Source organism: Haemophilus haemolyticus (assembly GCF_003493685.1).
Lineage (GTDB): Bacteria > Pseudomonadota > Gammaproteobacteria > Enterobacterales > Pasteurellaceae > Haemophilus > Haemophilus haemolyticus_O.
Genome location: NZ_QQJW01000001.1, coordinates 356,007 through 376,917 on the forward strand (window position 1 = coordinate 356,007; position 20,911 = coordinate 376,917).

At 39.4% G+C, this 20,911-nt stretch carries 29 protein-coding genes; 19 read left to right on the forward strand and 10 right to left on the reverse strand.

Features of this window, described 5'->3' with window-relative positions; all coding sequences use genetic code 11:
- Window positions 1-4 precede the first annotated feature (4 nt).
- From mltC to mutY, 3 genes are read right to left on the reverse strand one after another with little or no spacing between them, the layout of a single operon-like run.
- The gene (mltC, locus tag DV434_RS01850; RefSeq protein WP_032826606.1) at window positions 5-1,081 is read right to left on the reverse strand and encodes a membrane-bound lytic murein transglycosylase MltC; all 1,077 of its coding nucleotides are present in this window, start codon (window positions 1,079-1,081) and stop codon (window positions 5-7) included.
- Window positions 1,082-1,095: 14 nt separating this feature from the next.
- On the reverse strand, window positions 1,096-1,368 hold the full coding sequence (locus tag DV434_RS01855) for an oxidative damage protection protein (protein WP_005625838.1): 273 nt from the start codon (window positions 1,366-1,368) through the stop codon (window positions 1,096-1,098).
- Complete coding sequence (mutY, locus tag DV434_RS01860) at window positions 1,346-2,482, reverse strand: A/G-specific adenine glycosylase (protein WP_118785472.1); 1,137 nt, start codon at window positions 2,480-2,482, stop codon at window positions 1,346-1,348. Before mutY ends, DV434_RS01855 begins: the two co-directional genes overlap by 23 nt.
- Before the next feature lie 174 nt (window positions 2,483-2,656).
- On the opposite strand from mutY, the gene rpmE reads away from it, so the two are divergent.
- Complete coding sequence (rpmE, locus tag DV434_RS01865; protein WP_005625828.1) at window positions 2,657-2,869, forward strand: 50S ribosomal protein L31; 213 nt, start codon at window positions 2,657-2,659, stop codon at window positions 2,867-2,869.
- A gap of 85 nt (window positions 2,870-2,954) precedes the next feature.
- On the opposite strand, the gene DV434_RS01870 is transcribed toward rpmE, so the two are convergent.
- Both DV434_RS01870 and DV434_RS01875 read right to left on the reverse strand, forming a co-directional pair.
- Window positions 2,955-3,557 carry a hypothetical protein gene (locus DV434_RS01870; RefSeq protein WP_118785473.1) on the reverse strand — a complete coding sequence of 201 codons (603 nt, stop codon included), beginning with the start codon at window positions 3,555-3,557 and terminating at the stop codon, window positions 2,955-2,957.
- A 77-nt stretch (window positions 3,558-3,634) separates the two neighbouring features.
- Complete coding sequence (locus DV434_RS01875; protein ID WP_005625827.1) at window positions 3,635-4,318, reverse strand: 2,3-diphosphoglycerate-dependent phosphoglycerate mutase; 684 nt, start codon at window positions 4,316-4,318, stop codon at window positions 3,635-3,637.
- A gap of 175 nt (window positions 4,319-4,493) precedes the next feature.
- Between DV434_RS01875 and envC the strand changes: the two genes are divergently transcribed.
- On the forward strand, window positions 4,494-5,726 hold the full coding sequence (envC, locus tag DV434_RS01880; RefSeq protein WP_118785474.1) for a murein hydrolase activator EnvC: 1,233 nt from the start codon (window positions 4,494-4,496) through the stop codon (window positions 5,724-5,726).
- Complete coding sequence (locus DV434_RS01885; RefSeq protein ID WP_118785475.1) at window positions 5,726-6,568, forward strand: divergent polysaccharide deacetylase family protein; 843 nt, start codon at window positions 5,726-5,728, stop codon at window positions 6,566-6,568. The genes envC and DV434_RS01885 overlap by 1 nt, the downstream gene beginning before the upstream one ends.
- 29 nt (window positions 6,569-6,597) lie before the next feature.
- On the opposite strand, the gene murQ is transcribed toward DV434_RS01885, so the two are convergent.
- The 4 genes from murQ to DV434_RS01910 form a co-directional block, all read right to left on the reverse strand.
- A complete protein-coding gene (gene murQ / locus DV434_RS01890; protein WP_118785476.1) occupies window positions 6,598-7,509 on the reverse strand; it encodes an N-acetylmuramic acid 6-phosphate etherase in 912 nt (303 codons plus the stop codon).
- Between the two features lie 9 nt (window positions 7,510-7,518).
- Window positions 7,519-8,658, reverse strand: a complete 1,140-nt coding sequence (locus tag DV434_RS01895) for an anhydro-N-acetylmuramic acid kinase (protein ID WP_192881492.1) — start codon at window positions 8,656-8,658, stop codon at window positions 7,519-7,521.
- A gap of 743 nt (window positions 8,659-9,401) precedes the next feature.
- Complete coding sequence (locus DV434_RS01905) at window positions 9,402-10,412, reverse strand: phage portal protein (RefSeq protein WP_118811404.1); 1,011 nt, start codon at window positions 10,410-10,412, stop codon at window positions 9,402-9,404.
- Between the two features lie 9 nt (window positions 10,413-10,421).
- On the reverse strand, window positions 10,422-12,191 hold the full coding sequence (locus DV434_RS01910) for a terminase large subunit domain-containing protein (protein WP_118811405.1): 1,770 nt from the start codon (window positions 12,189-12,191) through the stop codon (window positions 10,422-10,424).
- A 93-nt stretch (window positions 12,192-12,284) separates the two neighbouring features.
- Between DV434_RS01910 and DV434_RS01915 the strand changes: the two genes are divergently transcribed.
- The 16 genes from DV434_RS01915 (at window position 12,285) to DV434_RS01990 (ending at window position 20,541) form a co-directional block, all read left to right on the forward strand.
- Window positions 12,285-12,458 carry an mRNA interferase gene (locus DV434_RS01915; RefSeq protein WP_118811406.1) on the forward strand — a complete coding sequence of 58 codons (174 nt, stop codon included), beginning with the start codon at window positions 12,285-12,287 and terminating at the stop codon, window positions 12,456-12,458.
- A gap of 55 nt (window positions 12,459-12,513) precedes the next feature.
- Window positions 12,514-12,948: a type II toxin-antitoxin system HicB family antitoxin gene (locus tag DV434_RS01920; RefSeq protein WP_118811407.1), complete on the forward strand. Its 435-nt coding sequence runs from the start codon at window positions 12,514-12,516 to the stop codon at window positions 12,946-12,948.
- Between the two features lie 10 nt (window positions 12,949-12,958).
- A complete protein-coding gene (locus tag DV434_RS01925; protein ID WP_118811408.1) occupies window positions 12,959-13,408 on the forward strand; it encodes a type II toxin-antitoxin system HicB family antitoxin in 450 nt (149 codons plus the stop codon).
- Between the two features lie 268 nt (window positions 13,409-13,676).
- Window positions 13,677-14,309: a BRO family protein gene (locus tag DV434_RS01930; RefSeq protein WP_118811409.1), complete on the forward strand. Its 633-nt coding sequence runs from the start codon at window positions 13,677-13,679 to the stop codon at window positions 14,307-14,309.
- 177 nt (window positions 14,310-14,486) lie between these two features.
- Complete coding sequence (locus DV434_RS01935) at window positions 14,487-15,293, forward strand: GPO family capsid scaffolding protein (protein WP_118811410.1); 807 nt, start codon at window positions 14,487-14,489, stop codon at window positions 15,291-15,293.
- Between the two features lie 21 nt (window positions 15,294-15,314).
- A complete protein-coding gene (locus DV434_RS01940; RefSeq protein ID WP_118811411.1) occupies window positions 15,315-16,364 on the forward strand; it encodes a phage major capsid protein, P2 family in 1,050 nt (349 codons plus the stop codon).
- A gap of 11 nt (window positions 16,365-16,375) precedes the next feature.
- Window positions 16,376-17,020, forward strand: a complete 645-nt coding sequence (locus DV434_RS01945; RefSeq protein WP_118811412.1) for a phage terminase small subunit — start codon at window positions 16,376-16,378, stop codon at window positions 17,018-17,020.
- 300 nt (window positions 17,021-17,320) lie between these two features.
- Window positions 17,321-17,827, forward strand: a complete 507-nt coding sequence (locus DV434_RS01950) for a head completion/stabilization protein (RefSeq protein ID WP_118811413.1) — start codon at window positions 17,321-17,323, stop codon at window positions 17,825-17,827.
- Window positions 17,827-18,036: a tail protein X gene (locus DV434_RS01955; protein ID WP_005668467.1), complete on the forward strand. Its 210-nt coding sequence runs from the start codon at window positions 17,827-17,829 to the stop codon at window positions 18,034-18,036. The genes DV434_RS01950 and DV434_RS01955 overlap by 1 nt, the downstream gene beginning before the upstream one ends.
- Window position 18,037: 1 nt before the next feature.
- Window positions 18,038-18,259 (forward strand): phage holin, encoded by a 222-nt coding sequence (locus DV434_RS01960; protein ID WP_005633803.1) that lies wholly within the window; start codon window positions 18,038-18,040, stop codon window positions 18,257-18,259.
- Window positions 18,252-18,770, forward strand: a complete 519-nt coding sequence (locus tag DV434_RS01965) for a lysozyme (protein WP_118811414.1) — start codon at window positions 18,252-18,254, stop codon at window positions 18,768-18,770. Before DV434_RS01960 ends, DV434_RS01965 begins: the two co-directional genes overlap by 8 nt.
- On the forward strand, window positions 18,755-19,105 hold the full coding sequence (locus DV434_RS01970) for a chemotaxis protein (RefSeq protein ID WP_118811415.1): 351 nt from the start codon (window positions 18,755-18,757) through the stop codon (window positions 19,103-19,105). Before DV434_RS01965 ends, DV434_RS01970 begins: the two co-directional genes overlap by 16 nt.
- On the forward strand, window positions 19,020-19,283 hold the full coding sequence (lysC, locus tag DV434_RS10930) for an Rz1-like lysis system protein LysC (RefSeq protein ID WP_005672206.1): 264 nt from the start codon (window positions 19,020-19,022) through the stop codon (window positions 19,281-19,283). The genes DV434_RS01970 and lysC overlap by 86 nt, the downstream gene beginning before the upstream one ends.
- Window positions 19,280-19,495 (forward strand): TraR/DksA C4-type zinc finger protein, encoded by a 216-nt coding sequence (locus tag DV434_RS01980; RefSeq protein WP_044364285.1) that lies wholly within the window; start codon window positions 19,280-19,282, stop codon window positions 19,493-19,495. The genes lysC and DV434_RS01980 overlap by 4 nt, the downstream gene beginning before the upstream one ends.
- 108 nt (window positions 19,496-19,603) lie before the next feature.
- Window positions 19,604-20,074, forward strand: coding sequence for a phage tail protein (locus tag DV434_RS01985; protein ID WP_118811416.1), 471 nt, complete (start codon window positions 19,604-19,606; stop codon window positions 20,072-20,074).
- A complete protein-coding gene (locus DV434_RS01990) occupies window positions 20,074-20,541 on the forward strand; it encodes a phage virion morphogenesis protein (protein WP_118811417.1) in 468 nt (155 codons plus the stop codon). Before DV434_RS01985 ends, DV434_RS01990 begins: the two co-directional genes overlap by 1 nt.
- 10 nt (window positions 20,542-20,551) lie before the next feature.
- Here the strand turns inward: DV434_RS01990 and DV434_RS01995 are convergent, their stop codons facing one another.
- The gene (locus DV434_RS01995) at window positions 20,552-20,890 is read right to left on the reverse strand and encodes a hypothetical protein (protein WP_153065757.1); all 339 of its coding nucleotides are present in this window, start codon (window positions 20,888-20,890) and stop codon (window positions 20,552-20,554) included.
- Window positions 20,891-20,911 lie beyond the last annotated feature (21 nt).

Genomic DNA, 20,911 nt, shown 5'->3' on the forward strand with positions numbered 1-20,911 from the left:
TCAATTATCGTCTGACACGGAATTTTTTCTGTGCTTTATCTACTTTCAACAAATAATTGCGAGCCTGTGATGATGGGTGAGCAGTCGTTAGAATGCGATAAACTTGCTCTGGATACATTTGGTTAATTTTGTAAATCGCCATATCCTTATCATTATCAAAAACACGCAATACAGCACCAGCACCACTATTATAAGCAGAAATCATTGCAAAACGTTTTGAGGTTGGATTCGTAATTCCATCTAAATATTGATTTTGTAAAATCCACAAATAAGACACGCCAGCATCAATATTATTCGCAGGATCATATAAATAACGCGTTGATGGTTGACCGCCCTTTCCTTTCATTGCAAACACATCTCGACCTGCCGTATGAGGCACGACTTGCATTAATCCAATTGCATTTGCATAGCTAATCGCATATGGGTTAAAACTCGATTCTGTTTGCATAATACCCAAGATCAAACTTTCATCAATGCCATAACGTTCAGCCGCTTTACGAACCAATGGTAGATATTTCTGTGCGCGCACTTCTACGTGATTTGCAATCATTGGAATCGCAACAAATTGCACAGTATGCCCGTTTTGTAATCGACGAGTTTGTAATTTATTTTGAATCAAGTAAGTGGCGAAATTACTTGCGATAACTTGATTAGCAATTTGTTGCCCTTGATGATCCACAACCTGTCCTAAAAGGAATGGGCGAGAGCTAATCGGTACATCTCCAGATGCAAATAAATCGATACCTTTTGCATCCGCCCCCATTAACAAGGTATGAACAATAGCATTATGTAATCGATTTAGATCTTGCTGGGTTTCAATAACGATATTACCTTCATCAAAACTCACGTGGCTACGCGTATAAAAAGAATCTGTATATTTCACGTAATCTTTTCGACTAGCTACTAACAATTCATTGACGCCCCAAATACGGTCAATATTATGCGAGAATTGCCCTGTGAGAATATCTAACCCTTGCGTGTCTTTTGCAAAGGATTCATCATAATTCATGCCCCCACGATTCAACGAATCGCTACAAGCATACAAAAGCGGTAATAACGCTAATACTAAATACTTTTTCATTGTATAACAGCCAATTAATTTGATGGAGGAACATAACCTTCAATATGAACATCTTTACCCTCAAACAAAAAATTTACCATTTCTTGTTCTAACAATTTACGGTGTTCCGCATTCATCATATTGAGTTTTTTCTCATTAACTAGCATTGTCTGTTTCTTAATCCATTCGCCCCAAGCTTTCTTACTCACCGAATCAAAAATTCGTTTACCTAGTTCTCCAGGATAAAGTTGGAAATCTAAACCTTCCGCTTCTTGTTTGAGATACTCACAAAAGACCATTCTTGCCATAATAATTCCTTGCAAATTGTATTAAAAGATTCTTCACAGGCTGAGCCAGCCCGATCTGTTCAGGATTTTTCGGATCATACCAATATTTGACCGCACTTGATAGATTTGATTGATATTCTTTTGGACTTTCTACAACTTTGCGCCAATCTAAATTCGCTTGCTCAGTATTAATTCCATCGTCCATTTCTGCATAAATAGGATAGATATCTAAATGGAAATGGCTAAAGGTATGACGAAAAGCTGGCCATTCTTGATAATAGCTGACTTTTTCTTGCGCTAAAAAATGAAGCAACGAAGCTTTATCTTCAAATTGTGGAAAACAAAACAATCCGCCCCATAACCCCGAATTTTCTCGCTGCTCCAAGCACACTTTGCCATTTTTAGATAAAATCAAAAAATAAGTGTCTTTTTCAGGCATATTTCTTTTCGGCTTTTTGGCAGGAAACGTTTCCCAACTATGATTTTGATAAGCTAAACACTCAAAATTTAATGGGCAAAGCTCACATTTTGGTTTGGTTCGCGTACATACCATCGCGCCAATATCCATCATAGCTTGATTAAAATCTGCCACACGATCTGTGGGTGTAACCTGTTCCGTCAACGTCCACAAGTGATTTTCTACTTTTTTCTCACCAGGCCACCCTTCAACAGCAAAATAGCGAGCTAACACTCGCTTTACGTTTCCGTCTAAAATCGGATAAGGCTGATTTAATACAGAAGATAAAATAGCTCCAGCTGTCGAGCGCCCCACGCCTGGTAACGCCCAAACCTGCTCAAAATTTGTTGGGAAATTTCCATTAAATTCATCCCGCACTTTTTGGGCCGCTTTATGCAAATTACGCGCCCGAGCGTAATAGCCTAAACCAGACCATAAATGCAAAACTTCGTCTTGCGAAGCATTGGCAAGTGCGATGATATTTGGAAATGTTTTAATAAATCGCTCAAAATAAGGAATGACTGTCGCGACTTGTGTTTGTTGTAACATCACCTCAGAAAGCCACACACCATAAAGCGTTTTATCTTGTTGCCACGGTAAATGTTTACGGCCAAATTTGTCATACCATTTCAGCACCGATTGTGCAAAAGGTGCGTTACTTGAAGATTTTGCTAACATAAAAGAAAAGTGCGGTTAAAAATCCTAATGATTTTACACGAAAATAAGGCTTGTTTATCTGTATTTTTTCAGTATAATCCGCGATCTATTTGGTGCCAATTATGGCGTATTATTAACTCACGCGGTGTGGGGAGAAAGTTCTTATAGCGGCGTGGCTTCATTTTGAGGTTTTCTATGAAACAAGGTATTCATCCTGAATATAAAGAAATCACAGCAACCTGTTCTTGCGGTAATGTGATCAAAACTCGTTCAACTTTAGGTAAAGACATCAATCTTGATGTGTGTGGTAACTGCCACCCATTCTACACTGGTAAACAACGTGTTGTTGATACTGGTGGTCGTGTTGAGCGTTTCAACAGCCGTTTCAAAATTCCAAGCACAAAATAATTTGGACTTGTTTAAAAAACCCCGCCAATTTGCGGGGTTTTGTTTTATCAAGAAGATAAAATGTTGCTCATTTCAACAAACTAGTTTACAAACTCATCGCATTCTCAACCTGAACGAAAAATCCTTTATCATTCAAAATAACGCTGTAATCTGTTTGATAACTTTTTCCATCCGTCACTACTAAAGCATGACAGCTTCGAATGCCTTTTTGTGGATAAAATTGCGTTTCTCTTGCTTGAAGAATTTGTTTTACCATCATACTGGTTTTAGTTAAATCGCCTTGCTGCTTAAATGCATCAGATAGCACTTTTGACACAGAAAAATCATTACATTGTGGCACGATAACTGGCTTATAAACTGGTTTCTCCTTTGCTGTTTTTTCATGTTTTGCTGAAAAAACTGTTGTCGGTTTTTTCTCAATAGATGTCTTAGGTTTCGAGCTAATTTCCTTTACCAAAGCTTTAGGCTTTTTGTCTGTCAATTTCACAGCTTGTTTTTTATTTTTAGTACTCATTTTCTTGGTTAGAACTAATTTAGTTTCTTTCGTTTTTTTAGTTTGTTGTTTTTTATCTAAAGATTTGGTTACTACAATTTTTTTATTTATTTGATTTTTATGTACTGGTGCTGCAGTAACTGATGTTGTAAAAAATGGCAACAACACCAAAATGAACGTTATCAATTTTCTCATTCATGTCTCCTTAAACGTAAAGTGCGGTTAAAATTAACCGCACTTTGAATGTTAAATTAAAAAAGTAAAGCGATAAATTAAAGGTAGTAGTGTTCTACGTAATTTAATTTATCATCTAGCTTTAATACTAAAGGTTGGCCAGTTGGAATTTCAAAATCCATAATTTCAGCATCAGAAATACCAATAATATGTTTTGCCAACGCACGGAGTGAGTTACCGTGAGCAACAACTAAAACGCGTTTACCAGAAAGCATTGCTGGTGCGATTTGATCTTCCCAGAATGGAAGTGCACGCTCTAAAGTAATTTTTAAATTTTCTGCATTCGGCACTACGTCAGATGGAATATTTGCGTAACGGCGGTCATTGTGTGCAGAATTTGGATCTTGTGGATCTAGATCTGGTGGAGAAATGTCATAAGAACGACGCCAAATATGAACTTGTTCGTCACCGTATTGTTCCGCAGTCGCTTTTTTATCTAAACCTTGTAAAGCACCATAATGACGTTCATTTAAACGCCAGTTTTTCACTTGAGGAATCCATAATTGATGGGATTCTTCTAACACGATGTTACAAGTTTTGATTGCACGAGTTAGCACAGATGTAAATGCGATATCAAACTCATAGCCTGCATCTAATAATTTTTTGCCCGCTGCTTTTGCTTCTTCTACGCCACGCTCTGTTAAATTTACATCACGCCAGCCAGTGAACAAGTTTTTCGCATTCCATTCACTAAAACCGTGACGGATAAATACTAATTCCATAAGAATCTCCTAAAATTTAAGTAAAAGATAACTTGCACTTTATAGCAAAAATTGAGTATGTTTAAAAGCAAAAAGGCGAGTTTTCCTGATCTTTAGCAAAAAATAGAGGCTAAACTTTTTCGCCTTTTAACAAATATGATAAGATTTGTGCGATTTTAAGAATTTAGGAAAAATTATGCTGTATTCGGGATTAAACAAAAAAATATCACCATTTTTCACCGCACTTTTTAGCTGCGGTTTGTTGATTTTTTCCCCAATAAGCCATGCTTCCGATCTTAACCAGATTCAAAAGCAAATTAAGCAACAAGAATCTAAAATTGCTGAACAAAAACGTGAGCAAGCTAAGTTACAAGCTAATTTAAAAAACCATGAAAGTAAAATTAATGCTGTCGTGGGCGAGTTACATGAAACGGAAATGAGCTTGAAAGAAATTCGCAAGCAAATTTCTGATTCAGATAAACAACTCAAACAATTGGAAAAACAAGAATCTGAACAAAAATCACGCTTAGCGAAACAAATGGATATGATTTATCGCTCAGGTTTAAATCCTTCCGTCATTGAAAGAATGTTTTCTAAAAATGCGGAAAAAGCAGAACGCATGAAAGTGTACTATCAACATTTAAACCAAGTTCGAATAGAAATAATTGATAGTTTAAAAGCAACACAAGCTCAAATTGTATCCCAAAAAGAATCAATTTTAGGTCAGCAAAAAAATCATCGAGATCAACTTTTAACGCAAAAAAAACAGCAACAAGAATTACAAAAATCACAACAAGAACGTCAATCTACGCTAAATGAACTTAATAAGAATTTGGCAAGAGATCAAAATAAATTGGATAGCCTAAAGGCTAATGAACAAGCGCTCCGTCAAGAAATTCAACGTGCTGAAAAAGCGGCCTTAGAACAAGAAAAAAGAGAGCGTGAAGCGCTTTCACAACGACAACAAGCTGAAGAAAAACGGACTTCAAAGCCTTATCAACCGACAGCACAAGAACGTCAATTGCTTAGCAGCACAAGTGGTTTAGGGATTGCAAAAAAACAATATTCAGCTCCAGTTTCAGGGCCTACTTTACATAATTTTGGAACTATTCAGGCGGGTGAAGTTCGTTGGAAAGGTATGGTTATTAGAGCCTCAGCTGGAACTGCAGTCAAAGCGATTGCGGCTGGACGTGTCATTTTAGCTGGGTATTTGAATGGCTACGGTTATATGGTCATCGTCAAACATGGTGAAACCGACTTAAGTTTGTATGGTTTTAATCAAGCCGTATTGGTAAAAGTTGGTCAACTTGTTTCTGCGGGACAAACTATTGCTCAAGTGGGCAATACTGGTGAAATTTCGCGTTCCGCACTCTATTTTGGAATTAGCCGAAAAGGCACTCCAGTGAATCCAACTGGATGGATTCGTTAATGAAATTTCTCATAAAAAGTGCGGTGAAAAATTTCATCATTTTTTCTACCGCACTTTATACTTCCATCTCCCTTGCGCAAAATAAACTTGCTATTGTTATTGATGATGTCGGCTATCATCTCAAAGAAGATGCGGCTATTTTTGCAATGCCGCGTGAAATTTCCGTCGCAATTATTCCTGCTGCACCTCATGCTCGAGCACGTAATCAAGAAGCAAAATCTCAAGGCCGAGACATTTTAATTCATATGCCGATGCAACCAGTGAGTGCGGTGAAAATAGAAGATGGAGGGCTGCATTTAGGAATGTCTTCAGCACAGGTCAATGATCGGGTAAATACGGCCAAAAATATTGTGAATTATGCAATTGGCATGAATAATCACATGGGCAGTGCGGCTACGGCCGATCCCCAATTAATGACTTATTTAATGACCGCACTTCAAGAAAAACATTTATTCTTTTTAGATAGTCGAACAATAGGAAAATCTGTAGCAGGAAAAATAGCAAAAGAACAAGGGGTTCGTTCATTAGATCGCCACATATTTTTAGATGACAGTAACGAACTAGCTGACGTTCAACATCAATTTCAAGCTGCAATTCAATATGCAAGGAAACATGGTACAGCGATTGCGATAGGACATCCTCGTCCAAATACAATAGCGGTGTTACAAGCAGGTCTTAACAATTTACCTGAAGATATCCAACTTGTCGGAATGGGCAACTTATGGCGCAATGAAAAAGTAATCCCGCCTAAACCATTTATTTTATTATTTACAGAAATGCCTGCCCCAACTTCACTGGAACCTTTTGAACCCGTAGGATTACTACGCGGAATTCCAAAATAAAAACCTGATTTTACAATCAGGTTTTTGTCTTATTTAGAAAGTGCATTTCTTAATTTACCTTGATGTCTTTCTAATAATGCCTTGGCCTCTAATTTTGATAAATTACTTAAAATCATCATAATTGCAAGCTTGGCATTTTGCTCTGCTTCAATTAATGTCTGCTCAGCGAGCACTTTATCACAATCCGTTGCTTGCATTACGATACGCACGGCGCGTGCTTTAAGCTTTTCATTACTGGCTTGTACATCGACCATCAAATTCTCGTAACATTTACCCAGTAAAATCATACTTGCCGTAGTCAGCATATTCAAAACCATTTTTTGTGCGGTACCAGATTTTAAGCGGCTAGAACCCGTCAATATTTCAGGACCAACAATCGTCTCTATCGCAATATCGGCTATCTCAGCCATCGCAGATTTTGGATTACTCGTAATAGAAATTGTCAACGCATCAAGAGATTTCGCGTATTGAAGACCTGCAATAACATAAGGTGTGCGGCCACTTGCAGCAATTCCGACTAATACATCATTTTTTGAGAGATTTATACTTTGTAGATCCTCAAGTACAGCTTTCATATTATCTTCAGCCCCTTCTACGGGATGGCGAATAGCATGTTCGCCTCCCGCAATAATACCTTTGACCATTTCCGAAGATACACCAAATGTAGGAGGACATTCTGATGCATCCAATACGCCAAGACGACCGCTCGTCCCAGCCCCAATATATACTAGACGCCCGCCCTGTTTAAAAGCATGAACGATTTTATCTACCGCTAACGAAATCTCTGGCAAACATGCTTCAATAGCTAAAGGAACTTGTTTATCTTCCTTATTCATTAATCGAACAATTTCTAATGTACTTTGACGATCAATATCAACTGAATTAGGATTTCTCTGTTCCGTAATTAACGTGGATAAACTTTTTAATATAATGTCATTCATATTTTGACCTTAGTCTTTAGGAAAAATAGCCCCCAAACTAACCGCACTTTTTGCGCCAGTTACGCTAGGCAGGTTTGCTGGTAAATTGTTCATTCGGCAATAAGCCAACCAAGCAAAGGCAGCGGCTTCTACATAATCAATATCAAAACCTTGCTCTGTCGTTGTACCAACCTGCCAATCGAGTAAATTATCATGTAATCCACGCATAATTAAGCTATTCTTTGCACCGCCGCCACATACTAGTAAACGTTTTGGTAAATCTGTTTGGAGTTGATTTAGTGCATTAACAATGCTTGTTACCGTCAATTCAACAAGCGTCGCTTGCACATCTTCTGGGGATAATATGATTTTGGAGCAAAGCGCGGTAAGTTTTTTAGATGCTTTTTCTACTTTGCCAATTAACCACTCAAGATTAAATAGCTCTCTCCCTGTACTTTTTGGAGCGGGTAAAGAGAAAAAAGGTTCATTTAATAATTCCTCAAGCAGAATTTGATTCACATTGCCTTTTGAAGCCCACTCACCATTTTTGTCATAGCGAAGGCCTTGGTGTTTTTCTATCCATTGATCTAATAATGTATTACCTGGCCCTGTATCAAACCCAATTACAGGTTGATTAGGAAACAATATAGAAACATTACTAATCCCACCAATATTTAAAACAACTGTGGCAAAATTAGTATTTGAGAATACAGCTTTGTGGAAAGCGGGTACAAGAGGAGCGCCTTGTCCGCCTAAAGCCATATCTTTACGACGAAAATCACCAATAACAGATATTCCCGTTTTCGCTGACAATAAATTCATATCGCCTAGTTGCATCGTGAAAGGAAATTCTGAAGCAGGAGAATGCCATACTGTCTGTCCATGACAACCAATAGCTTTAATTTGGCTTGGAAGAAGATTATATTTTTGTAGAAAAGTATTTACACAATCACAATACAGTAAAGCAAGCTCATGATCGAGTTCGCCTAAATTTTGTAGAGTAGTTTCACCAGCTTGAATGAGTTTGGTTAATTTCTGACGTAAATTTTCTGGCATAGGAAAAAAATCAGATAAGATAAGTCGAGGCTCTAGAGAAAAATCAACGAGAGCAACATCCACTCCATCTAGACTAGTTCCAGACATCATGCCAAGATAATATTGAGGTTTCATACTAATTATTTTTATATATTGAACTCAATAATTATATATCTAATTCAAAAAGAAAAATAAAAAGAATTATTAAATAATATGAAAAAGGTATGAGTATAAAGATATTTTATGATCAATTGAAAAGAATATTTTAATGGCAGGGGCGGAGAGGATCGAACTCCCAACACCCGGTTTTGGAGTTATGCAAACTGTGAATAGTTGGTAGCCATTAAGAAAATAAATAACAAATAATTCAATCAGTTATCCAATCAATCAAAACTGCAACAATTTTAATATACCATAAAAAAATCGCCCTCCACGCCACACTGACGACACATCTAGACACATAACTTTTTTTGCTTACCAAAAGATCTGATTTTTCACTTTTCTGCGTTTGTTTGCGTTAAAAGATCTGAAATAAAGGATCTGAAAAGTGCTATTACTGAAAAGGCTTTGTAAAGGATCTAAAATTGCGTTGAAATCGACATCTTTAGTGTGCGGGCGTGGCGAGGGTTTGACTGCGATTTTTCATGCGGATTTTGGGCGGAAAGTCAGCGCAAATTTGGTTTTTTCGCTTTGTGCTATTGGGTGGTTTGGTGTAATAAACTGGGGGAATATTAAAAAGAAAAGAGAAAACAAATGCCCTTTTGTGTGTCAATGCAAAAGATCTGTCAGAGATAATTCGGGTGCAGATTACGGACTCGAACAAATAAAAAGATCAAAAAAGGCGTGATGATTATCACGCCATACAGTAAACAGTTTGACTACTCTAATAGTTTATACTCATTGAACGAGATCACTTCTTCCCCTACCCAACTATTAATCTCTTTCAATCGTTCTTGCAATGGGATTATCTCATTGATAAAAAACACTCGCGTTGCCTTTTCAACGTCACCAAAGCCGCCTGTATTATTCGGCATAATCCCCATTAATTGAGGTGGCACACGGTGCGCAGCTAACACATCATCACGGCTAGCGTTCTTAATGTTTAGGAAGTCATCTTTAGCAATAGCATCAGACAACGGAATAACTTGCATCCCATCTTTCTTACCATTTGGGATATACACAAACAAATTCTTAAAGTTGCCAGTCCCTTTTGTTTGTCGGATTTGCGTTTTGATTGCTTCAATATCATCTTGGTTCTGTGTTGGGTCGGTCATGTAAATAATCGAACCCGCATGCGCACCGTTCAAATAATATTTACGGCGGAACAATGTGGCACTTTCATTTAAAAAAGCAGATTGTAACGCTGCCAAATATTCTGGCACGCCATAAATCTCTTGATTCACATCGGGATTAATCAAGTTAAAGACAGCACCTTTTTTAAATTCATATTCATCAAATCCATTCACAATCTGATAAAACACGCCAGCTTCAACACCGACACGCATATATTTAGCAAGAGGGGATTTTAACGAGACAACCTTATCAAACGAATTTACAGTTTTCTCAACATAAGCATTGCCAAAGACCAAGTAATCTTGCACCAGTTTTTCTAATTGGGTACGAGGTAAAAGTGCGGTGGTTTTGCATGTTGAAAGTAAAATATTTTTCTTCACCGTGATCGCACTATTGTGATGGGCTGAGGCATTTAAGGCTTTAGCCAAGTAACTTAAATTAATTGGCGGATTGTAATATTTTTCATACATCACCACGCTTTCGAAATAATTCAGTACTTCTGCACGGTCAATTACTGGAATAGGCTCTCCAAAGCTGAACGCCTGTGCTTGATTTCCAGTTGAAAGTGCGGTGGATTTTTTTGTGTTTTTGCTCATTGGATTATCCTATTCAAAGGTAAATATTGTTGATTTGTTGCTTGATACATCGCCGCCGAAACCATAAGGCACATTTAAAATGCAGTTCATAATCGCCCATGATAAATCGCCATGGCTTGCATCTTCTGAACGGTCAGAAACATAAGTAATCTTACCTGTTCCGGTAATACGTTTTTTAACTGTCATAAAACTGGTGATGATTTCGTTACCATCAAATTTTAGGCGGCGTTTCTGAATTAAGTTTTGCGTTTTTAATACCATCTCATTTTTTAAATCGGCGTTGTAATCAAGACCGATTGCCATTGGATAGAATTTTTTTACTTCTTGAAATACGCCCGACCCCATCCCTGTTTTATCAATCACAATGCGGGTGACATTGTAATCGTCACAGAAACTTTTAATTCTGCTCGCTTGTGCTTCATAATCCATGCCGTGAAATGTTTGCCAATGCAAAACACGATAATCACCGCCTTCCACTTTAGGCGGAGCGATGATAGCTAACGCTGCACGGTCGCCAGTAAATGCGGGGTCATAACCTAACCAAACTTCACGATTGCCGAATGGGCGTTGATAAAATGGCTTGTAATCGTGCCATTCTTCCAAACTATCCACCTGGCAAAGTTGCAAATCGGAAAACTTGAAAGCAGAACTGTTATCATCGGCAAATTGACACAAAAACAATTGTTCAAATTCTTCTTTGCTGTTTTCTGCGATTAGGTCGTCAATGTTGAATAGATTGCACCCGCCTTCCATTGCATCATAAATACTCACAATCTGTTTCCATTGCCGATCGGCACAAAGTTTCCCACTCTTTAAGTTTGCGTGAGAAATATCGATTTCGATTTTTTCTGATTTCGTACGATTGCGATTAAATGCCTTGCCTGAAAAGAACGCATAAGCAGGATGTGCAATCGTGGTCGGCGTAGAAAAATAAGTTTGGCGATACATCTTTTGAGCCGCCATACCTGATGCCACTTTTCGCATCACATCAAATTTAGGTACCCAAAACACTTCATCAAAATATAAATTGCCGTGGTAGGATTGAGCCGTAGCGGAGTTCGTGCCAAGGAAAATCAATTCTGCCCCATTTGGAAGTTTGATGGTTTCGCCTTTTAAATCTACATCTGCCGTTTGCTTGGCGTAATTCACAATGTACGAGCGAAACTGTAAGGCTTGTTTTTTACTGGCAGATAAGAAAATTTGATTGTGCCCCGTCGTCAAAGCATCAACAAAGGCTTCGTGGGCAAAATAGTAAGTCGCCCCAATTTGTCGGCTTTTTAAAATATTTCTAATTCGGTGCTCTTTTGCCTTGTGCCAAATGCGTTGATAATTAAACATCCCATCAAGAAAGCCATTAATCAGCAATTCTTCTTGCTCTTGGCTAATAGCATTGGGTTCGGCTTTCTTGCGGTCGCCCTTGTTGCGGTTTGCCAGTTTCGGATTTAAATCCACTTCATTGCCGTCACCAAAAGAATACTTTTTCACTCTCGCCATCCGTTCCATTTGGCGACCAAGTAAATCAATTTCTTTGTAATCTGAACCGCTCTTTTCTTCTTTCGCAATCAGCAAATTCAACCTTGTCTCAAGTGCCAATTCAACCCGACCAACAGGCGCAATATCATCCCACTTTTCTCTGTCTTTCCAACTGGCAATCGTTGATGCAGGAATATCAAGCTGACGAGATATTTCAGCGATTTTATAACCACTGAAATACATTACTTGCGCTTGGCGTTTCGTGTCGGCTGTGGTGTCTTGTTGTGAATTGTCGAATTTTTCCATTAAAAAATATTTACTTAAATGTATAAAAATAACTTGATTGAATATACTTATACGTATATAATAAACCCATCTTAAACAAACAGAGGAGATTTAGTGAAACCCAAACAATTTTTGAAATACTTGCAAAGCCAAGGGGTTGAAATCCAACAAGGCACAAAGCATTACCGCTTATACCGAAATGGGAAAAATACCCAGCTTACAAGAAGCTCAAAAGATATTGCAGAAGCTACAATCAGCAAAATCAAAAAGCAGCTAAACATTCAATAATCTAAGCCCTCGAAAGGGGGCTTGTTTGGGCACTTAATCCCATAAGGAGCAATCAATGCGTTATTACCCAGCCACTCTTGAACGAGTCAAAGAACATGGCAAAACTTATTACATCGGCTCAATGCAATTTAGCGAAAACAGTTTTGCCAATGCGCAAGGCGAAACAGAAGCCGAAACTATCGCCGAATTAGAATCAAGCCTTGTCGGTTCAGTGGAATTTGCGATCAAAGATGAAGAAATTTTCCCTGAACCTAGAAAGCCCCAAAAAGGCGAAATCCTTGTTTTAATGCCTACATTGGTTGAAGTCAAAATGCTCATCAACAACGAACGCGTAAAGCGTAAACTAAGCAAAACCGAACTCGGTAAACTCGCGGGCTTTACCCCTGCCGAAATGCAACGCCTGCTTAACCCGTGGTATAAAAGCGGCATTGATAAGCTTGATAAGCTCGCGCAAGCATTAAATCAAAAACTCCATCTAACCCTATCATAAGGAGAACCCTATGATTTTTACTGTTGGTGTAGAAACACCCGATAATGACGATACAGCTTACGGCATGATCGTTCCTGTACTTTACGATCTCCATTGGGGCGGTATTAGTGCCGCAGATGAAGTGGAAGAACTTCAGCCAATGGTGACTGACAGCATCAAATTAACCCTAGAATCTATGGCTCAAGATGATTTTGATATTACTTCTCTCAAGGATAAAGGCGTCACTCACTATAAAAATGATCCTGAATATGCTCATTGTGATACTTGGTTGCTTGTTGATATTGACATTACGCCTTATCTTAAAGAAAAGCATAAAATCGAAATCAACGTGCCTGATTATCTCTTGCAACGCATTGATCGCCGTATCAACGCAATGGGTAATTTCTACAAAACACGCGATCATTTCTTTGCTATCGCAGCTCATCAAGAACTTTATGCTAGAGCAAGCGAAGAAATGTAACCTTTCCCCTACGCTTGACAAGCCCCGCTCTCAAGCGTAGGATACTGCTTACAGGGTCTCAAAAGCCCTTTTCACAAACGGTAACTCACCCCGTCAGCGTGATTTTTTTGTACCCGCAAAAAGTGCGGTCAAAAACAACAATTTTTTATCAATGGTCGAGAGTGCGAGGAATACAATACCGCAAGGGAATAACTCCGCTCGATTTGTGACGAGTTTTGAGCTCTCGACCGCCCGATTTTCGGGAAAGCCCTCAAAAGGAAATCACAAAATGACAACTCAAATTTCTACCTTCAACTTCAAATCCTTTCCAGTTCGTATTCAATCTTTTAACAATGAACCTTATTTCTGTTTATCTGATGTTTGCCAAGTATTAGGCGTAAATCGCAGAAGTGCTGAAGCATTCCGATTGAATAAAGAGGGATGCAATAAAATTGCAACCCTTACAGATGGAGGTCATCAAGAACTTACCTTCATCAACGAACCGAACCTTTACCGCATTATTTTCCGCTCCAACAAAGCCGAAGCGATAGAGTTTCAAAACTGGATCTTTGAAGAAGTCCTCCCGCAAATCCGCAAAACAGGAAAATATGAAATAAGCCAATCTGCCTTGCCTATGCCAGAACCCACTTATGCGCAATCTTTTTCCCAACAAGACATTGACAACCTAGTATGGTTATTGTTTTCCCACGAAAGAATGCGTTTCTTATTGGAAAATCTGTATAAGCCGTTGGCATTATTAAATTCTCCTTTTGCTCCGCAAGTATATGGTAACGTCACTGAATACAAACGAGTTCATAAAATCGCCAAACCGCTCATTAAAAAACTGCTGGATAAACTCCAATCAGATAACCCTGAAAAATGGCATCATCTCACACGCTATCTCAATAACGAAATTTGCTAATTCTCAACCGCACTTAGGTGCGGTTTTTTCTTGCCTGTCATCATAGAAATTCAAAGTGCGGTCGTCTTTTGGGGCGTTTTGTGAAAGGGAAGACAACAACGGCAAGACGTGGCAACGCCTTGAAAACTCTTTCAGAATGAGCGCAATGATTCAACTCATCGAAAGGATAGAAAGCCAATGGCAAAAAAATCTAAATGGGTGGTTGTGGCGACAGAAGGCGCAACCACAGACGGACGCACTATTCAGCGCAACTGGATTTCAGAAATGGCAGAAAGCTATGACCCGAAAAATACCTACGGCGCACGAATCAATTTAGATCACATCAAATTTTCAGTTTATCTGCCAGAAATGGCGAACTCACATTGCTTTGGCGATGTATTAGCGGTAAAAACAGAAGAACGTGAAGACGGCAAATTACAACTTTTAGCTCAATTACAGCCAACTGATGCACTTATTGCCTTAAACAAAGAAGGGCAAAAAGTTTACACGTCAGTTGAAATTGACACCAATTTTGCCGACACGGGAAAAGCCTATTTGGTCGGTTTAGCCGTTACCGACAACCCAGCAAGTTTAGGCACAGAAATGCTTGCCTTTACCAATAATGGCTTAAATGCTCGCAAGTTAAAAGCGGACAACATTTTCACTGCCGCTATTGAAACTGAATTGGAATTTGTGGAAGAAACACAAAGCATCTTTGAAAAAATCAAAGGATTATTTGCGAAAAAAGAAAAATCAGACGATGAACGCTTTTCTGATCAAACACAAGCCATTGAACTTTTAGCCGAGCAAACCAAAGAAACCTTAGAAAAATTAACCGCACTTTCTGGCGATTTAGCCAAACAAAAAGCCGAAATCGAAGAAATGAAAGCAGGTAATGCAGAAATCCAAGCAACTTTTGCAGAACTCCAAAAACCTGTAGAACCCGAAAATCCTCGCCCTTTAGTTTACGGTGAACAACCTGAAACTGACGGCCGCTTCTTTTAATTTATCGTAGGAAAAAACCAAATGAATAAATTTACCAAACAAAAATTTAATGCTTACCTTGCTGGTGTTGCACAAGATAACGGCGAAGATGTGGCATTCGTTGCGAATGGCGGTCAGTTTACCGTTGAGCCAACTATTCAACAAAAATTAGAAAATGCCGTGCTTGAAAGTTCTGATTTCTTGAAACGCATCAATGTCGTGATGGTGCAAGAAATGAAAGGTTCTGCATTGCGTTTAGGTGTGCTTTCACCAGTGGCAAGTCGCACCGACACCAACACAAAAGCACGTGAAACCACAGACATTCACAGCTTGCAAGAAAACACCTATTCTTGCGAACAAACCAACTTTGACACACATTTAAATTATCCAACCTTAGACAGTTGGGCGAAATTCCCTGATTTTGCCGCACGTGTGGGCAAACTCAAAGCAGAACGCATTGCACTTGACCGCATTATGATCGGTTGGAATGGCACAAGTGCAGCAACAACCACAAACCGTACCTCAAATCCATTATTGCAAGATGTGAATAAGGGTTGGTTAGTCCAAATCGAAGATAAAGCCAAAGCCCGTGTGTTAAAAGAAATTGAAAAAAGCAGTGGCAAAATCGAAATCGGTGCAGGTAAAACCTATAAAAATCTTGATGCCCTTGTCTTTGCATTAAAAGAAGATTTCATTCCAGCGCAATACCGTGACGATACAAAACTGGTTGCAATTATGGGTAGCGACTTATTAGCCGATAAATACTTCCCATTAATCAACCAAGAAAAACCAAGCGAAATTTTGGCAGGCGATACCGTCATTAGTCAAAAACGTGTAGGCGGGTTACAAGCCGTATCTGTTCCATTCTTCCCGAAAGGCACTGTGTTAGTCACATCGCTCGACAACTTGTCAATCTACGTGCAGGAAGGCAAAGTGCGTCGTCACTTAAAAGATGTGCCAGAACGCAATCGTGTGGAAGATTATTTATCGTCAAACGAAGCCTATGTTGTGGAAAACTACGAGGCAGTCGCCATGGCGAAAAATATCACCATTCTTGAGGCACCTGCGCCTATTTCGCCTGTGGCAGCATAACGGAATCAATAATGCGCCCAACCAAACGCCATTTTCTAGAAGTTTCTGCCGCTATTGCTAATGCGGCAGAAACCGAAGATCTAAGCGACTTTACGGAATATGACAAAATATGCCGTATTCTTGCTCGCCATCGAAAGGATTTAAAAAACATCCAATCGACGGAACGCAAAGCCGCATTTAAAAAGCAAATTTTGCCTGACTATCTACCATGGATTGAAGGGGCGTTATCGGTCGGAAGTGGTAAACAAGATAACGTCTTGATGACATGGTGCGTATGGGCGATTGACTGTGGCGAATATCATCTAGCCTTACAGATTGCCGATTATGCCGTATTTCATGATTTACGCTTGCCCGAGCCATTCACCCGAACTCTTGGCACCTTGTTAGCAGAAGAATTTGCCGACCAAGCCAAAGCCGCACAAGCCGCCAATAAACCGTTCGAAGTGGCTTACTTAGAGCAAGTCCAACGCATCACCGCTGATTGCGATATGCCCGATGAAAGCCGTGCGCGATTATTGCGTGAATTGGGCTTGTTATTGGTTGATAAGCACCCTGAACAAGCACTGGCATATTTAGAACGTGCTTTGGGTTTAGATCAAAAAATTGGCGTAAAAGGCGACATCAAGAAACTAAAAAAAACAATTATCAACAACTGAATATTGATGTTGTTTTAATGCCCCGTCTAAATCGCCTGACCGACTTGGCATTTTTAGGAAAATTTTTCTTGTTTGAGCGTAGCGAGTTAAAAATTTTCCGTTAAGAAAATGACAACAAAGGGCAGGAAAGCGATTTAATCGGGGTGTGTTCTTTGGTTCTTTCTTGCACAAGCAAGAAAGAATATAAATCGAGCAAACCACGCAGCCGTCGGGCGGATTAAAAGTGCGGTCAAATTCTGACGGATTTATTGGCCGTGCTTAATTTAATCCTCACCCGACTTTTTTTATAAGGGTAAATCAATGAGCGACGGCGCAATATCAGTCAAACTTGCCCCCGATTATGAAATGGGCGAAGTGCAGCAACAGTTAAATGATTACGATACGTTAGATGACATTATCAGTAATGACGGTTTCTTCCCCGACATGTCACTTTCCCAATTTCGCAATCAATATCGTGCAGACGGTACCATTACCACACAACGTTTACAAGATGCTTTGATTGAGGGCATGGCAAGCGTCAATGCCGAACTCTCCACGTTTAAAACGCAAAGTAAACATGACAGTTTAGAACAGATCACTGCCCCATCAATCAATGGCGAAAGCGTGCTGATTTATCGTTATAAACGTGCGGTAAGTTGCTTGGCACTGGCAAACCTTTATGAACGCTATGCAAGCTATGACAGCACTAACGATGGCGAAAAGAAAATGGCGCAACTCAAAGACAGCATTGATGAATTACGTCGTGATGCTCGCTTTGCGATTAGCGACATATTGGGCAGAAAACGCGTCGATGCGGAGTTAATCTAATGCAAGTTTACGCACAACAAAATGACAATTTAGACGCCATTCTTTATCGCCATTTTGGACGAAGTGAAGGCTTACTCGAAATAACCTGCGAACTCAATCCACATTTAATGGATAAGCCCATTATTCCCATTGGTACCCCTGTCATATTGCCAGATGCCGATACAGAAAAAATCAGTGTAGCAAATGACACGATTCAACTTTGGAGCTGATATGCACGACACACCATCAAAAGCATCTTACATATCAGGAATATTCGCCTTTTTGATTGGACGCATTGCCGATATGTTCTCAAATGTAAATTGGGCTGATGTCGCATCGGTTACAGGTATTGTGATTGGTGTCGCCACCTTTCTTGTGAATTGGTATTACAAGAAAAAAGATTTTGAATTAAAAGAAAAAGAACTCGAACAACGGATCCATCATCATGATTAAACGTTCCGCCAAATACATCTGCGCCATATCCGCCGTTGTTGGACTGGTAATTGCCACTCATGGGAATGAAATTCGAACATCCGAAAAAGGCTTGTTACTGATTGGCAATGCAGAAGGTTGCATGAAAAAACCCTATCAATGCCCTGCCGATGTTTTAACAGTCGGCATAGGCATAACCGATGCCGTTGAAAAAATTGACCGCAATAAAATTTACACCTTGCAAGAAATTGTCGAGTTATACGTAAAAGGCATTAAACAATCAGAAAAATGCGTTAATCAATATGCCAACGGTCAAACTATGCCACAAGGTGCATTTGATGCCTTAGTTTCCATTACCTTTAATGTGGGATGCGGCAAATTAAAAAATAGCTCACTTTTTAAAATGGCACGCCAAGGCTACAGCAAAGCCATGTGCGGTCAATTCGAACGTTGGATTTACGCAGCAGGAAAACCGCTAAAAGGATTAATTGAACGCCGTCAAAAGGAGAAAAACCTATGTTTAATTTCTTAACCGCCAAAGAACGAGGCATTTTACTTATCGGACCAATAGTGCTTGTACTCCTCATTATTTTCCTGGGATTTGAGGCTAATTATTGGCGAAAAGAAATGCTCAAAGAAGAACAGCTAAAACTGAAATGGCAAAACTCTTACATTGAGTTAAATCATAGCGTGCAACAATTTGCCGAACAGCAAGCACAGCTTATCCAAGCAGTAAATAACCTCAAAGCAAACCAAAATCAACAAACACAGGATTTAAAAAATGTACTTAAATCAAACCAAGATTGGGCTGACCGCCCTTTGCCTGATGATGTTAAACGCGTGCTCAACTCAGCAGGAAGTTATTAAATCACCGATTCTTTGTCCGCAAACCACAGAGTGCAGTGCGTATTCGCCACAAATTCGCACTAATGGCGAATTAGCCGAAGCCTATTTACAGACACAGCACCATCTTGATTTATGCATCATTGAAAACTCGAGTTTAAAAAAATGCATGGATGAATTTAATAAAAAGGAACAGCCATGACAGATCAATTCGACCGAGCACAACAGCTCGAAGAAATGCAACGTGAAATCGCCCTCAAAAAACACCGCACTTTTAAAGCAGTAAGTCGCCTTTATTGTGAAGATTGCGATGCCCCCATCCCAGAAAAACGCAGACAAATGATTCAAGGCGTAACACGTTGTGTGACTTGCCAAGAACAAGAGGAAAAACGGCAGCGGCAATTTAGAACATAATGCCTTGGGTAAGTATACCCAAGGTTAATTGCAACGGTTCCCCAAAGGGGAAGCACTATAAACGATAACTAACCGTGGGTATACCTACCCACGGTAACGAGCAAACTAATGAAAAAGCCCAACCAACTGCGCAAAATCCTTGAACAAAGCCATCCCGATTTTGTAAAAAACCCCGACCATCTACAACTTTATGTGGACGGTGGGCAAATCGTCGCAACGGGTGCCGCATCATTTAGTTTTGAATATCGTTACACACTCAATGTCGTGGTGACTGATTATGCAGGCGATATTGCCACCTTGATTGTGCCAATGATGGCTTATCTCCGCACAAATCAACCTGAAATATTAGAAAATCCACAAATTCGAGAGAACGCATTTAAATTCCAGGTGGATTACAACAATAACAACACCGCAGATATTAGTTTCGAAATCCAACTCACTGAACGTGTCGTGTCGAAAAAAGACGGTAATAACGTTCAGATCCATTACGCAAAAGAACCAGTATGGGATGAACCAACCCGAGTAAAAGTCTATTTGGAAAACTGGGATTCGCCAATTTTTGAGGGGGATATAGTCTAATGGCAACAGTAGAAGAAATTCAGGCAAAATTGACCGCACTTATTGCCAATCTTTCTCCACAGGCGCGCAGACAGCTTGGGCGAAAAATCGGGCAAGCCTTACGAAAAAGCCAATCGAACCGAATTGCACGCCAACAAAATCCCGATGGTTCAGCCTTTGAACCGAGAAAACCACGTAAAGAATTTGGAAAAAAGAAAGGGCGAATCAAACGCAAAGCCATGTTCGCCAAACTTCGTACCGCCCGACATTTAAAAGTGCAATCAAATGGGAACGAAGTTTCAGTGGGTTTTAATGGCTCAAGTGCCGCCATTGCTGCAGTGCATCAATACGGTTTAAGCTCCAGCCCATCTAAATATAAAGATTTCAAGGTGCTATATGCCCAGCGTGAATTGCTGGGCTTTACAGAAGAAGATATTGAAATGATTGAAAGATTTGTGCTTAGAGCTATAGCGGGTAAAGAATTTTAATTGGGTTAATTTACAATTTATGCTCTTTAGCAATACGTTTACGTTCAATTTCTGCTTTGATTTGTTCGGTATCGCCACCAAAAAACCAAGCAACAGTAAAGAAAATAACGATTGCAGCCAAAATCCAAAATAACCAACTATTTAAATAAATAAGAGGTGCAAGTAAAACAAGCATTACTGCTAACGTGATATACCAGAAATTAATTGCTAAAGATAATGCGCCAACAAAAATATAACTAAATGCGGCTAATACTGCAGTACCAAATGCAATAAGTAAACCAACAATAATCGGCAAACCAATGAGCAAAACAAAAATTTCCATCGTTCTCTCCCTGTTAAGTTTGTTCATTATTTGTTCCTTATTCCTAAA